The organism is Sanguibacter suarezii NBRC 16159 (assembly GCF_001552735.1).
GTDB classification, from domain to species: domain Bacteria; phylum Actinomycetota; class Actinomycetes; order Actinomycetales; family Cellulomonadaceae; genus Sanguibacter; species Sanguibacter suarezii.
Genome location: NZ_BCRT01000016.1, coordinates 23,418 through 37,726, shown reverse-complemented (window position 1 = coordinate 37,726; position 14,309 = coordinate 23,418). Strand labels below are relative to the sequence as shown.

Sequence of the window (14,309 nt, the reverse complement as noted above, 5' to 3'; positions counted from 1 at the left end):
ACCTCCTCTCCGCACAGACCCTGTGCACCCTCCTGCCTCGTGACCACACGCCACGAGGTCCGTCACCGAAGGACAGCCATGCGACCGACCCAGCTCCTCGCCCTGCCCGCGGCCGTGCTCGCCGCGGCCCTGGCGCTCTCCGCCTGCGGCACCACCGAGGCGACCGACTCGCCCACGCCCACCGGCTCCTCGACCACGAGCGGCCCGGTCACCTACACCGACGAGCGCGGGGAGCACACCCTCGACGCGCCAGCCGACGCCGTCGTCTCCCTGGAGTGGGGCCTGACCGAGAACCTCCTCGCCCTCGACGCGACGATCGTCGGCCAGGCCGACGTCGCCGGGTACAACACCTGGAACACGTCGATGCCCCTGGACCCGGCCACGCCCGACGTCGGCACCCGCGGCGAGGCGAGCCTCGACGCGATCTCTGCCCTCGACCCCGACCTCATCACGGTCACCACGGACACCGCTGACACGGTGATCGACCAGCTCGAGGAGATCGCGCCGGTGCTCGTGCTGCGTGGCTCGGACGGCACGGACCCGATCGGCTACATGCGTTCCACCGTCGAGACCCTCGCCGCGGCCACCGGTACGGACGAGAAGGCCGCCGAGGTCCTCGCTTCCTTCGACGCCGCGGTCGTGGAGGGCCAGGCGGCCCTCGAGGCTGCTGGCGTCGCGGGTGCGTCCTTCACGATGGCGGACGGCTGGATCACCAACGGCACCGTCTCGGTCCGGATGTACACCCCGGGCTCCTTCTTCGGAGCGATCGGCGACGAGCTCGGTCTGGCCAACGCCTGGCCCGAGGGCGGCGACCCCGACTACGGCCTCGCCCAGACCGACGTCGAGGGCCTGACGGCGCTCGCCACGACCGAGGACCTGCACTTCCTCTACGCCGCGAGCGACTCCGAGGCCGACCCCTTCGCTGACGGCCTCGCGGGCAACGGCATCTGGGAGCAGCTGCCCTTCGTGGTCGCCGGTGACGTCCACCGCATCCCCGACGGCATCTGGATGTTCGGTGGCCCGGCCTCGGCCGAGGCCTACATCGACGCCGTCGTCGCGGCACTGACCGCGTGACCACCGCGCAGGGGCGGACCGGCGGGCGGGCGACCGCTCTCGCCGGCGACGCCGGCGACCTCGGCGACGACGCAACAGCGTCGCCGCCGGTCCGTCGACCGCCCCTGCGCACCGGCGCCGTGTTCGCGGCGGCCACGGTCCTCGCCCTCGTCCTCGCCGCCATCCACCTGACCCAGGGCACGGCGGCAGTCGGGCTCTCCGACATCCTGCGTGCGCTGACCGGAGCCGACGACGGCTCGACCTCGGCCGTGCTGGTGGCCTCGCGGCTGCCACGGCTGCTGGCCGGGGTGCTCGTCGGCCTCGCCCTCGGCGCGGCCGGTGCGGCGCTGCAGTCCGTGGCCCGCAACCCACTGGCCTCACCGGACACCCTGGCCGTCAACGCCGGCGGGTACCTCGCCGTCGTGACCGTCGCGGTGATCGGGTTCTCGCTGCCCTTCTACCTCTCCGGGCTGCTCGCCTTCGCGGGCGGCCTCGCAGCCTCCGGCCTGGTCCTGCTCCTCGCCCGCGGCGGCGGATCAGGCCCCACCCGGCTCATCCTCGCCGGCGCGGCCACCACCCTCGCGCTGAGCTCGCTGACCAGCGTGCTGCTCGTGCTCTTCCAGCAGGAGACCCTCGGCCTCTTCGCGTGGGGGAGCGGCTCGATCGTCCAGTCCGGCACCCGGGTGGTGACGCTGGCGGCCCCTGTGGTGCTGGCCGGTCTGGTCGCCTTGATGCTCCTCGCGCGCCGGCTCGACCTGCTCGCCCTCGGCGACGACGCCGCGCGCGTCCTGGGCATCGACGTGCGCCGCACCCGGGCGCTGGCCGTCGTGGTCGCGGTGGCGCTGTCCGCCGCAGCCGTGACGGTCGCCGGGCCGATCGGCTTCGTCGGGCTGTGCGCGCCGGTGCTCGCGCGCCTCGTCGCCCGGACCGTGCCGGGGATGAGCCGGCACGCGACGCTCATCCCGCTCGCCGCGCTCGTCGGCGTGATCGTCGTGCTCGGCGCCGACGTGCTGCTGCGCGTGGTGCTGCCCGGGGCCTACGGCGTGGCCGTGCCCACCGGGATCATCACGACCGTCTTCGGCGCTGTCACCCTCGTCGCCCTCGCGCGCCGGCTGCGTGACTCCGGACCGGCCGCCACCGGATCGTCCGCCTCCGTGCGCGCACGCACCGGGCAGCGCGCGGTGATCGTCGTCGCCCTGCTCACCGTCGCGGTGCTGGTCGCCGCGGTGGTCGCGGTCCTGCTCGGGGACCGGTTGCTGCTGCTCGGCGACGTGGGCAACTGGCTCTCGGGCCAGGCCGGGCGCCAGGTCTCCTTCGTCCTCGACCAGCGGATGCCTCGGGTGCTGGCAGCACTGCTCGCCGGCGCCGCCCTCGGCCTCGCGGGCACGATGGTCCAGGCGGTCTGCCGCAACCCCCTAGCCGAGCCAAGCCTGCTCGGGGTGACTGCGGGTGCCGGCCTGGGCGCCGTGAGCGTCATCCTCTTCGTCCCCGGGGCGTCGGTGTGGCTGCTCTCCGGCATGGCCACCCTCGGTGCGCTGGTCACCTTCACCACGGTGTACCTGCTGTCCTACCGCGGCGGGTTGAGCTCGGACCGGCTCGTGCTCATGGGCGTGGGGATGAGCGCCGGCATGACGGCGCTGACCACGCTCGCCGTCGTGGTCTCTGCCCCGTGGAACGTCAACCTGGCGCTCACCTGGCTGTCCGGCTCGACGTACGGGCGCACCATGTCCCACATCGTGCCGGTCGCGGTGGTCCTGCTGCTCGTGACACCGCTGGCTGTGTCCCGGCGCCGGGAGATGGACGTCCTCGCCCTCGACGAGGACACCCCGCGCACCCTCGGGGTGGACGTCGAGCCCACCCGGCGCCTGCTGCTCGCCGGCACGGTGCTGGTGGCTGCCGCCGCGGTGTGCGCCGTGGGTGTCGTGGGCTTCGTCGGGCTGGTGGCCCCGCACGCCGCCCGGGCCCTCGTGGGGTCACGCAACGGTCGGGTGATCCCGGTGGCGATGCTGCTCGGGGCGCTCCTGGTGAGCGTGGCGGACACCGTGGGACGGACTGCGATCGCGCCCGCGCAGATCCCCGCCGGGCTGGTGACGGCGCTCATCGGCGCGCCCTACTTCGTGTGGTTGCTCTGGCGCCAGCGCGGGGGTCGCTGACTGATCCTGCCGGTTGCCGGCTGCCGCTGCGGGCGCCCTGACGGGCCCCGCCGGATGCTGGCTCACGGGCGGCGCCGCGGCGTCCGACCTACCATCGCAGGGTGGCAGACGACGCTGAGAGTCCTGCGGACGGGACCGGGGACGGGACCGCGGGAGGGCCTGCGAAGGGGTCCGGAGCCGATGGTGGTCGCGACGGAGCGGCCGGTGGCCGGCCGCGACGCTGGCTGACGCGACGTCGGATCATCCAGGTGGTGCTCGTGCTGGGCCTGGCCTATGTCGCGGTCCCTCTGGTCAACGAGATGCCGCAGATCCTCGACGCCCTGCGCCGCGCCCGCCCGGCGTGGCTGGGTGTCGCGGCGCTGGCGGTGTGCGGCGGCTTCGTCAGCGCATCGATCGCGCTGCGGGCGTGCGCCGGCATCCCGATCCCGTACCTCGACGGGGTGGAGATGCAGGTCGCGGCCACGTTCACGGCGACGGCGACCCCGGCCTCGGTGGGGTCCTTGGCACTGGGGGTGCGGTTCCTCACGACCTTCGGGCTGCCGGTGAGCGTGGCGACGGCGGTCGTCGGGCTGCAGAGCCTGGTCCAGTTCATCGTGCACATCCTGCTGCTGGTGCTGCTGGCTCTCGTGGGAGGGCGAGCCGTGGATGTGCTGCATGACGCGCCGAGCGGCTGGACCATGCTGGTGATCCTCGGGATGTGCGTGGCGGTGGTGGGCGTCGCGCTGGGGATCCCGCGGATCCGGGCGGCGCTGGCCGACGTGTGGCAGCACCGTGGCCGGGAGGCGGTCGAGCATCTCAAGCTCCTCGTCCGGGCTCCGGCGCGGTTGGCGGCGTCCTTTCTGGGGGCTGCGGGCGGCAGCCTGTCCTCGGCGGTGGCCCTGTGGGCGATGCTCATCGCCGTGGGCGGGGGCAGCCACCCGATCACCGCGGCCTTCGGCACGCTCGTGGGAGCCACGCTCGCCTCGGCCGCGCCTACGCCGGGTGGCATCGGCGCCGTCGAGGCGGCCCTGGTGGCCAGCCTGACTGCGCTGGGGATCCCGCCTGGGACAGCCCTGGCGGCAACCTTCGGCTACCGAGCCGTGGCCACGTGGATCCCCAGCGGTCTGGGGTGGTTCTTCTACAACAGGTTGCAGCGCCGCGGCCGGATCTAGCGCCGGGCCAGGATCTGGCGACCGGGCAGGGCCCGGGGCGCCTCGGTCACGGCAGGAGGGCGAAGCCTGTGGTCCAGGACGTCTTCTCGGTGGCTGCGAGGGTCAGCTGCAGGAACCCGAGGGCCTCGAGCTCGCGGGCGCGCTTGAGCGAGCCGGCGTCGAGGGCGCGCAGGCCGCCGGCCTCGACGAGGTCGACGAGGCCCTGCTTGGCGCTGGCGTCGTCCCCGGCGACCAGCACGGTCGTGGGCAGGTCGCCGACGGTCTTGGTGGCCAGGGTGGCGGCGAAGTTCGTGTTGAAGGCCTTGAGCACCGAGGCGCCCGGGAGCTGGGCCGCGAGCTCGGCGGCGGCGGAGCCGTCGGCCGGGACGACGAGGGAGTCGAAGGTGGCGAAGTCGAGCGGGTTGGTCACGTCCACGACGGTCTTGCCCGCGAGCTGACCGGCGTAGGTGGCGACGACGTCTGCGAGGGCGGGGTAGGGCAGTGCCAGCACCACGATGTCCCCGGTGATCTCCTCGCCGAAGGTTCCGGCGGTGACGGCGGGGTGGACCGCGGCCTTGGCTGCGTCCCGTGCCAGGACCTGCACCTGCGCGCCGGCGTCGACGGCGATCCCTGCGACGGCAGTCCCGATGTTGCCGGCGCCGATGATGGTGACTGTGCTCATGGGGGACTCCTTGGTGAGGTGTCGAGCGCGCCCGACAACGGTTGTCGCTTCAAGTAATTTCACTCTACGCCGTTTATTTGAAGTGTCAACCATTCGGCTGAAGATCCTCAGGAGCTGATGAGGCCCGCCAGCTCCGAGCGGAGGTTGGCCTGGGCGGCTGCCTCCCACCGCAGCGATCCGGCCGGGGTCCGGTAGAGCGGGGTGGTGGTGATCAGCTGCTCGAGCACGGCGGCCCGCCCGGTGGTGAAGGCGGCGTCGGGCACGTGGGAGTACTCGGCGCGCACCTGCGCGACGTAGCGGGCGTACCTGTCCGGGGCGCTGGCCAGGATCGCCAGGTCGGCGTCGCTGACCAGCGATCCCGCGCGGTCACCGGGGTCGGGGGCGTGATCGCGGGTGACGAGCACCAGACGAGCGACCTCGGACACCTCGGCCCGGGTGAGCGGTGCGGCGGTTGGTGAGAGGGCCGCGGGGGCGGAGCGGTCAGCCGGGTCGGCGGGGGCCCGGTGTCCGGTCGGGGGAGCGAGCAGGGGAGTGGTCAGCGGAGCGACCAAGGGAGCGAGGAGGGTCTCGGCGAGGGCGGCGGAGGCCTCCTCGTCAGCTCCCGCGCGGCCCTCGTGCACGGCGTCGTGGAACCACAGTGCGAGGTGCACCGCGCGAGGGGCGGGCTCGTCGCCTTCGAGGACGGCGAGGGAGTCCAGCACGTGGGTGAGGTGACCGGGCCCGTGGTAGGCCCGGTGCGGCTCGTACCAGCGGACGAGCAGCGCCCTGCCGATCTCGGCGGCGCCCGGGACCCCGGGCAGCAGCGCCGACCACCGCGCGAGCAGCACCCCGCGCTTGGCCGCGGCCCGGTCACGCCCGCGGACCCGCAGGCCGGAGGCAGTGAGCCGAGCCAGGAGCTCCCTCCCGGACGTCGCCACCGCGCCGGCGGCGACGAGGTCGCTCACCCGGGAGGCGGGGACGTCGTAGTGGTCGAGGTCGAAGGCTCGGCGCTGGAGACCTGCCTGCGCGGCGAAGGCGTGCAGCTCGGACAGGGAGGTGTCGGAGACGAGGTGGGACCACGTGGTCCCGTGGCCGGGCCACAGGGGTGGGTCGATGTAGAGCGTCACTCAGCGACGGTAGCAAGGATGGCGGCGTGCTCGCCGGGGCCGCACGTGCGTCAGCGGTGCCACATCAGCAGGGCAGAGCTCAGTGGTGCTCGCGTCCGCGCAGCGCGTCGATCTCGCGGCGCTCGCGCTTGGTCGGGCGACCTGCGCCGCGGTCGCGCGCGCCGGCCACCGGGGTGTCGAGCTTGGTGGGAGGAGGCGGGGAGTTGTCGATGATGCACTCCGGGACCAGGGCGGCCCCGACCCGCTTCGTGATGATCTTCTTCGCCACGACGATCCGCTCGAGTCCTTCCCCGCGCACGTGCACCTCGTCGCCGACCTTGACCGGCGTCGCAGGCTTGGCCCGCTCGCCGTTGACCCTCACGTGACCGGCACGGCAGGCGGCAGCGGCCAGTGACCGGGTGCGGAACAGTCGAACCGCCCAGGCCCAGCTGTCCACCCGGGCGCGGGCCCCGGCGTCGGGCAGGGCGGGGCGGGAGTGCGCGGGCTGAGGCTGCGCGGGGCTGGGGGAGACGGGAGGGTCTCCTGCGGTGGGCACGGTGAGCTCCTGACTGTGCGGGTGTCTGGATCATACAAGCGTGACATGCGGCCGGGGCTGTAGCCTGCGAGCCCTTGTACCCTGTGCCCAGCGCCGCCATGTGCACACCACCGAAGGAGCAGATCATCGTCGACGCAGGTCACGGCCCAGTCTCCCCGTTCAGCGAGCTGCTGCTCGCCCTCGCTGCGGCCGTCGCGCGACGCGGCGCGAGCGCACAGGCCTCCGGCGCCCAGGCGGCCCTGGAGGTGCTCGACGCCGAGCATGCCACCGGTGCTCTCGACGTCCTGGCAGACCCGATCGACGAGCTGGTCGGACGCTTCGGCCTCACCGACACCGACCGCCGTCTGCTCGTGGTGGCGCTGCTGCCCGAGGTGCACCCGGCTGGCCACCTGCTGCTCGGGTTGCTCTCGGGAGACGACGGCGCAGCGCGCCCCAGCGTGGCGGTGGCCCTCGAGCTGGCCGGGGTGTCGACCGTGTCGGCGCACGGGCGCCAGCGTCTCGCGGCCTCCGCGCCGCTGCGCCGGCACGGTCTGGTCACCGTCCTCGGCGACGACGTGCTGCTCGCCCGTCGTCTGCAGCTCGCCGAGCGTGTCGTGGCCACCTTGACCGGTGACGACTCGCCCCCGGCCCGGCTGCTCCCGCTCTTCGGGGAGGTCACCCCGGTGCCGGTGGAGGGGACCGAGACGGTTGCCGGTGCACTGCGCCGCGGTGCCACCCTCGTGTGGGTGACCGCAGGGCCGGGCACCGCAGGAACGGCGCTCGCGGCCGCCGCGTGCCAGGAGCTGGGGGTCATGTGCTTGCTGGCTGACCTGCGCCGGGTGCCGGCTCTCAACGCCATGGCCGGTGGAGCGGGCAGCGGGGTAGGCGGTGGATCAGGCGTCGGTGAGGGTGGCAGTGCCGGGCTGAGCCTCGGCGCGGTTCGCGACCTGGTCGCCGCGCTGGTCCTGGAGGCGGCGCTCGACGGCTGCGTGCTCATCCTCGCCGGTTCCGAGCTGGCCGCGGGCGCGATGGATCTGATCACCGGATCGGTCATGCCGGTGATCGCGGTGGCTACGACAGCGTGGGACGCGTCCTGGGCCGCGACCATCCCGGTCTCGGTGACCGCACCTCGGTTGACCACCGCGGAACGCTCGGACCTGTGGTGGAACGCTCTCGCCGGGCAGGTGCCCCAGGACGCCGTGACCGGGCTGCGTCTGACCCCGGAGCAGATCAGCGCCGTCGGGCGGCTCGCGCTGCGCACCGCTGAGCTGGTCGGGACGCCGGTGACGACCGCGATCGTGCAGGACGCCGCGCGCCGGCTGGGGCGCGGCGGAGCCCGGCGCGCAGGCGCTCGGGGCGGCACCGCGGTGCTCGACGACCTCGTGCTGCCCGAGCGCACCCGGGAGGAGGTCAGCAGGCTCATCGCGTGGGCCACGCACCGTGACGACGTGTTCGCGCTGGGGGACCTGCAGGGCAAGGGGGGCAAGGGGACAGGCATCGCGGCGCTGTTCTCCGGCAGCCCGGGGACCGGGAAGACGCTGGCTGCGCACGTGGTCGCGGACGCGCTGGGCATGGACCTCTTCCAGGTGGACCTGTCCTCGGTCGTGGACAAGTACATCGGGGAGACGGAGAAGAACCTGGAGAAGGTCTTCACCGAGGCGGAGTCGCTCAACTGCGTGCTGTTCTTCGACGAGGCCGACTCGCTCTTCGGCTCGCGGTCGGCGGTGGGGGACTCCAAGGACCGGTACGCCAACCAGGAGGTGGCCTACCTGCTGCAGCGGATGGAGTCCTTCGACGGGATCACGGTGCTGGCCACGAACCTGCGCGGAAACCTCGACCAGGCCTTCGCCCGGCGGCTGCACTTCATGATCCACTTCCCCGACCCTGACGCCGCAACGCGGGCGAGCCTGTGGAAGCACCACCTCGCCCAGCTGCCCGCGCTCGACCCGGACGACCCGGTGGACGTCGCGGTGCTGGCCGACACCCTCGAGGTGGCCGGCGGAGACATCCGCAACATCGTGCTGTCAGCGGCCTACGAGGCGGTGGCCCAGCAGCGCCTGGTCGGGATGCGGGACCTGCACTTCGCCGTGGTGCGGGAGTTCACGAAGCTCGGCCGGCGGGTGCCCGCGAAGGCCTTCGAGTAACCGAGGCCAGCTGCGCAGGGCTGCGCAGGGGTGCGCAAGGCTGCGCCCCGGACTGCTCAGAATGGCGGGATGTCGGGGAAGCCGGAGGGCGGTTCGGGTTCAACGGAGCTGATGGGCGGGTCGCTGGTGGTGGCGCGTCCGGTGAGGGCGTCGGTGGTGGTGTAGGTGCGACCGGAGGGCGCGGTCCAGCGCACGCTCGCACTGCGAGGGCCGTCGGGCGGGCTGGCGGCGCGAGGTGTGGCGGCCAGTGGCGCGGTGGCCAGTGGCGCGGTGGTGAGCTGGGCCTTCCAGCGGGTGGTGTGTCGGAGGCGGTGGTGGGTGCGGCACAGGTGGATGAGGTTGGTCTGGTCGGTGGTGCCGCCGTGGGCCCAGTCGGTGACGTGGTCGAGGTCGCAGCGGGTGGCGCGGCGGGCGCAGCCGGGGAAGCGGCAGGTTGCGTCGCGGAGGCGGAGCCAGGCTTTGAGGTCGGCGGGGACGGTGTAGCGGTTGCGGTCGACGCCGAGGATGGCGCCGGTGTGGGGGTGGGTGAGGATGCGTAGGAAGGAGGGTGCGTCGGCGCAGAGCTGGCGGGCAGTCTCGGCGTCGATGGGTCCGTAGCCTTCCAGGTCACCGGGGGCGTCCCCGCTGAGGAGGGTGAGGACGGGGACGGTGACGGCGACGGTGGGCCGGATGCCGCGCAGGGTCTGGCGCATCAGCCGGGCGCTGTCGCGGCGACGGCGCCTCGTGCGGGCTTCAGCGGCGTCGATCGCGTCGTCCCACCCACCCGTGCCCCGTCCACCCGTGCCCCGTCCACCCGCGTCCCGCCTGCTCGTGCTCTCGCCAGTGCCAGCGCCGAGGGGGTCGTCGAGGGGATGTGCTGCAGCGCCAGCGACGGCATCAGCGAGACCGTTCAGGTCTCCCAGGTCTCCGAGTGCATGGTCGAGAGCATCCCGGGCGTCGTCGTCCAGGGACAGGGCGGCGAGGGCGTCGGCACGCAGCTGGGGCAAGGTCCGCGGGTCGTCGGGGTGCTGCAGTGCTGCGGCCGCGTCGGAGACCCGGTGGAAGATGGCGGTCGCCTGGGTCGCAGGCAGATGGGCGTGCAGCCAGGCCATGCCGTCGATGTCCGGCTCGAGCAGGACGGTGCGTCCGGCGGCCGCCCGCGTGTGGCGGTCGACGAGGGGGACAGGGTCAAGACGGTCGCGTTCGCGGGTGGCAGCCCGGGTGAGCGCGGCGACCGTGAGGACCGTGGCACGGGGGACCAGCGTGGCTTCCGCGCGTGCGCGCAGGTGGGGATCGAGACCTGCGACGAGGGCGATCATCGTGGTCGCGTGGCGGTAGGTGATGGTCCCGGCGGCCAGAGCAGCGGCGGTGGCGGGCAGGAGCGTGGCCAAGGCCTGGGAGTCGTCGACCAGGCGGGCGGCGGAGGACTGGGGAAGGTGCAGGGCGCAGGCCAGCTCGGCGGTCATGGACCGCAGGTCCATCTCCTGACGCAGTTCCAGCATCTCTGCTGTCCGAGCAGAGGCTGAGGGCTCGGGATCTGGATCGGGTTCGACCGACGCCACGCGCAGCGCCTCGATGAGCCCGGCGCGGGTGGCAGCCAGGGCGTTGATCATCCGGTCTGCGCGCACCACGGCATCGAGCAGCGCCGCCACGGTGCTCTGCGTGGCGGCGTCCTCCTCGTGCACGGGTTCCTCGACCATGCCCCGAACCTATCGGCAGCCACTGACATTCCCGACGAGAGGGCTGATATCTCTCTGCGTCCCCTGGAGAAGAACTCACCCGCCGGCGACCGGACTTGGGTATCAATTGCGGTAGTGCCGCCGTGAGCCGAGGAGCCAGGATGGCACGAGCAGCGCCCACGGGGCCGCCGTCCCGCGCGGACCCGGCAGCCGCACCGCGTGGCTTGACCGTCCCGACGAGCGGAGAGACCCACCATGTCGCTGACTCACGCACCCCACGCACCGCAGCTGCAGAGCGCGGCCGACCAGCCGGAGCCAGCGACGGCACCGGCTGCACCGTCTCACGTCGTCCCGGTCGCCGGTCTCGTCGTCGGCAGCGCCGCCGACCGCGCCGAGCGCGACGCCGACGCTCTGGCGGACACGGTTCTGCGTCGTCTCCACGCGAGCGCGCCCGGTGCGCCGGCAGGGGATGGGACGGGCGAGGTCCACGCCCACGACCCGGGCTGCGGTCACCTGCGCCGGAGCTCCGCACCGACGTCGGGCGCTGTGGTGGGGGCGGCCGGTGGCGCGCTCGACGCGGCCATGAGCACACAGATCGCCTCCCGCACGGGCGGCGGACGGGCTTTGCCCGTCGGCATCCGACGGTCCATGGAAGGTGCCTTCGGCACCGGACTGAGCCACGTGCGCATCCACGACGACTCCACCGCGGCCTCGCTCAACCAGGCAGTCTCCGCCCGAGCCTTCACCACGGGCTCTGACATCTTCTTCGGTGCGGGCCAGTACGCCCCGCACGACACCGACGGTCAGCGGGTGCTCGCTCACGAGCTGGCGCACGTGGTGACCGAGGGAGGCGGCGCGCCGGTGCGGCGCAGCATCTTCTCCGACCTGTTCACGTCCAAGACCCCGGAGCAGAAGGAGCAGGAACGCAAGGACAAGGAGGCGAAGGAGGCCAGGAAGCTCCTCGCCGAGCAGGAGGCCGAGCGCAAGGCCGCCGCCGCAGCCGAGAGCAAGAAGAAGGAGAAGCGCGAGAAGGCCGAGCTCAAGGCGTCGCGCGCCAAGGGTGTCGCTGGCCGCGCGGCGTTGTCGCAGGAGATCTACGGCAGCGAGCCGGCTCTGGCAGCCACCCCGTTCCAGGGCACCTCCATGATCATCACCCGACCGACCCAGGGCGTCGCCAGCGACTCCGCGGTCGCGATGACCGCCCTCGGTGCGCAGTTCCAGGAAGCGTTGGGCCGTGAGCGCAAGACCCTCGAGCGACTGGCCCTGGAGCACCGCCAAGACCCGACGTGGACCGTGGAGCGCATCGCCGACGAGGCCTACCGGCTGACCTGGCTCACCGGCCCTGCCGCTGATCGCCTGAACGCGGTGCGTCCCCCGCGCGAGACAGCCGCGGAGCGCCTGGTGTCCTACATCCGTGCCGCGCGGACCGAGGCGAACGTGCGCAGCGGCGTCACCGAGGCTGACGCCCAGGCATCCACCCTCGGGACGATGCTTCCCAAGGTTGTCGAGCTCACCTACGAGAAGTACGTCACCGCGCTCCAGGCGCTCATGGCGGGCCCGCCGGTCCGCACGCTCGAGGAGGCGACCGACGAGGCGGAGAAGACCGTCTGGGGCACTGCTCCGGAGAAGGCCGTGACCAACCGGCCGCCGCGCGGCAGCGCCCTGGACACCCGGGCCATCCTCGACGCGCGGATGCGGCTGGCCGCGTCGCCGCGCGCCGCGCAGCCGACCGGGATCGACAAGGCCGAGGTGACCGGGGAGAAGGTGGGCGGACTGGTCGCCACAGGCGCGTCCGGGCTGGGACTGATCCAGTCGCGCATCGCGTCGAAGGGGCAGGAGAAGGACACCGCGCTCGACCCCGAGAACACCGGCGACCCGGCCTACGCCTCCGAGCCGCTCGGGATCGGCGCGACGATCGCCGCCGCCTACGAGGCAGCCGAGAACGTCAAGACCGGCAACCGGTCGGGAGAGGGGCCGAAGTTCCCGAAGTCGGACGAGACCAAGGTCGCCGCGGGGATGGGCACGGTCACCGACGTGTTCACCAGCCTGGCCGACAGCGTCAACGGCACCATCAAGTTCGTCAAGGCGCTCAAGGAGTGCAGCTCCGCCCCGAACCCCCGCAAGGGACTGGCTGCCGCCAAGGCCGGCTTCGACGGGCTGAGCAGCCTCACCGAGTCCGCCAAGTCGACCGCGAAGTTTGCGGTGCTCATCGACTCGACGGTGGGCGACAGCGTCAAGAAGGTCATCCCCGGCCTCAACATCGTCACGGCCGTGCTCTCGGTCGCCAGCAACGCCATGACCCTCGCCGACAAGGCGATGCGGATGTCCGAGACGAACACCGCGATGCTCGAGGCCCGCGCCTCAGACACCTCGGACAAGCGCGTCAACGTCCTGGTCTACCCCCTGCTGCGGGTGACCCAGCGGTACACCAAGAACCTCGAGCAGGCCTCGTGGAGCACCGCCGTGGCGATCTCCGAGGTGGTCACCTCGATCGCGACCGTGGCCTCGGCGGGCGGCTTCGGCATCCCGAGCGCGGTCCAGCAGGGCATCGGCGCGCTCAACACGCTGCACTCGCTGGGGCACGTCATCGCCGAGGAGTACCTGACGCACCTCTCCCAGAAGGCGAGCGAAGCCTCCGTCGGCGCCTTGGAGGGGTCGGCCGAGGAGCTGCTCTCCCGCAACCCGGGGGTCGCCGTGGACGGCATCATCCTGCGAGCGGCCCAGAAGGACCCGCACGCGGTCGCCTTCCTGAGCAACTACGAGGTCGACGGCGCTGTCGTGGACGCCGCGATGCTCGCAAAGGTGCACGTCCGCGGTTCGCTCGCAGGCGGAGCCACCCCGCAGACCGAGCAGGACGTGCTCGTGAAGATCCGCCAGGCCGTGCTCGACGAGATGGGCGAAGGGGCCGATCCGGAGTACACGTACGTGACCTGGAAGAACAAGGTCGGCTCGACGCTGACGAACCTCTCGGACAAGTGGTCCTCGACGGGGACCATGGCCGACCACCGCAACCGCATGGATGCCTCGGGTGCCGCGCCCGGGACGCCAGCAGGCAAGCAGCCCGGCGGCCGCGGTGTGCTGTGGCGGCTGAAGATGATGGTCAAGGGCGAGGAGAAGTTCGGTCGGTCCGCCAAGAAGACCGAGGTCAACTGGGAGGACTCCGTCGCCAAGGGAAGCGTCCGCGACACCGGCGTGGCCTTGGTCTGCGGTCCGTTCCAGCTGCCGACGAGGTGCACCGAGGCAGACATGACGACGTTCCTGGAGGGCGTCGACACGCTCAGCGACGCGGTCATCGTCGAAGCCGCGACGAACATGGAGAACTCTGAGGAGGGTCGAGCCATCTTGATCAAGATCATCCAGGAACGACTGGCGACGGCGATGCCGCACGCGGGAGCGACCCGATGAGCGCCGAGTCCGGGCCAGGCCTGCTGGCCACGGTCGTGGCCGCGCTCTACGAGTCCGGGTGGATCCTTGACGTGGACTGGGACCTGGAGACCTTCGACCTCCTCCCGGCGGGCGGCGCGGGGGAGCCGCTGCTCGGCGTCGTCATGACGCACTCGCGCGCCGTGGCCTTCTACCGGGTGCATCCCACCTACGTCCCGGTCGCCGCGCGGGCGGCCGTCGCGGAGTTCGTCACGCGCCAGAACACGCTGCTGGTGACCTCAGCCTTCGAGCTGGACCTCGCCACCGGGAGCCTCTCCCTGCGCGCCGGTTTCGCCGTCCCGGACGTCGAGCTCGACCTGTCCGTGGTGCAGGCGATCCTGGCCCGGATGATCACCGAGGTCGAGGAGGTCCGCACGCGGACCGAGGCCGAGCTGGACGCCGTCCTCGCTGGGGCCGTCCTCGCTGCCGCAGATCGCGCATGACGA

10 protein-coding genes are annotated in these 14,309 nt (G+C 72.6%); 6 read left to right on the top strand and 4 right to left on the bottom strand.

The window, feature by feature from the left end:
• The first annotated feature begins 78 nt into the window (after positions 1 to 78).
• From SS2_RS10830 to SS2_RS10820, 3 genes are all read left to right on the top strand, one after another.
• A complete protein-coding gene (locus tag SS2_RS10830) occupies positions 79 to 1,074 on the top strand; it encodes an ABC transporter substrate-binding protein (protein WP_066463953.1) in 996 nt (331 codons plus the stop codon).
• Positions 1,071 to 3,206 carry an iron ABC transporter permease gene (locus tag SS2_RS10825; RefSeq protein ID WP_066463952.1) on the top strand — a complete coding sequence of 712 codons (2,136 nt, stop codon included), beginning with the start codon at positions 1,071 to 1,073 and terminating at the stop codon, positions 3,204 to 3,206. Before SS2_RS10830 ends, SS2_RS10825 begins: the two co-directional genes overlap by 4 nt.
• A 101-nt stretch (positions 3,207 to 3,307) precedes the next feature.
• Positions 3,308 to 4,357 carry a lysylphosphatidylglycerol synthase transmembrane domain-containing protein gene (locus tag SS2_RS10820; protein WP_083942134.1) on the top strand — a complete coding sequence of 350 codons (1,050 nt, stop codon included), beginning with the start codon at positions 3,308 to 3,310 and terminating at the stop codon, positions 4,355 to 4,357.
• A 46-nt stretch (positions 4,358 to 4,403) separates the two neighbouring features.
• Here SS2_RS10820 and SS2_RS10815 read toward each other — a convergent pair whose 3' ends face one another.
• The 3 genes from SS2_RS10815 to SS2_RS10805 all read right to left on the bottom strand — a co-directional run bounded on the left by SS2_RS10815 (position 4,404) and on the right by SS2_RS10805 (position 6,587).
• Positions 4,404 to 5,018: an NADPH-dependent F420 reductase gene (locus tag SS2_RS10815; protein WP_066463949.1), complete on the bottom strand. Its 615-nt coding sequence runs from the start codon at positions 5,016 to 5,018 to the stop codon at positions 4,404 to 4,406.
• A 107-nt stretch (positions 5,019 to 5,125) separates the two neighbouring features.
• A complete protein-coding gene (locus SS2_RS10810; RefSeq protein WP_066463947.1) occupies positions 5,126 to 6,124 on the bottom strand; it encodes a DUF4031 domain-containing protein in 999 nt (332 codons plus the stop codon).
• A 79-nt stretch (positions 6,125 to 6,203) separates the two neighbouring features.
• Positions 6,204 to 6,587: an RNA-binding S4 domain-containing protein gene (locus tag SS2_RS10805; RefSeq protein WP_066464428.1), complete on the bottom strand. Its 384-nt coding sequence runs from the start codon at positions 6,585 to 6,587 to the stop codon at positions 6,204 to 6,206.
• Between the two features lie 170 nt (positions 6,588 to 6,757).
• Here SS2_RS10805 and SS2_RS10800 point away from each other — a divergent pair, with 170 nt between their 5' ends.
• Complete coding sequence (locus SS2_RS10800; protein WP_066463945.1) at positions 6,758 to 8,782, top strand: ATP-binding protein; 2,025 nt, start codon at positions 6,758 to 6,760, stop codon at positions 8,780 to 8,782.
• Between the two features lie 56 nt (positions 8,783 to 8,838).
• On the opposite strand, the gene SS2_RS18140 is transcribed toward SS2_RS10800, so the two are convergent.
• Positions 8,839 to 10,461: an HNH endonuclease signature motif containing protein gene (locus SS2_RS18140; RefSeq protein ID WP_066463943.1), complete on the bottom strand. Its 1,623-nt coding sequence runs from the start codon at positions 10,459 to 10,461 to the stop codon at positions 8,839 to 8,841.
• A 234-nt stretch (positions 10,462 to 10,695) separates the two neighbouring features.
• On the opposite strand from SS2_RS18140, the gene SS2_RS10790 reads away from it, so the two are divergent.
• Positions 10,696 to 13,845 (top strand): eCIS core domain-containing protein, encoded by a 3,150-nt coding sequence (locus tag SS2_RS10790; protein ID WP_066463941.1) that lies wholly within the window; start codon positions 10,696 to 10,698, stop codon positions 13,843 to 13,845.
• A complete protein-coding gene (locus SS2_RS10785) occupies positions 13,842 to 14,306 on the top strand; it encodes a hypothetical protein (RefSeq protein ID WP_066463939.1) in 465 nt (154 codons plus the stop codon). Before SS2_RS10790 ends, SS2_RS10785 begins: the two co-directional genes overlap by 4 nt.
• Positions 14,307 to 14,309: the final 3 nt, after the last annotated feature.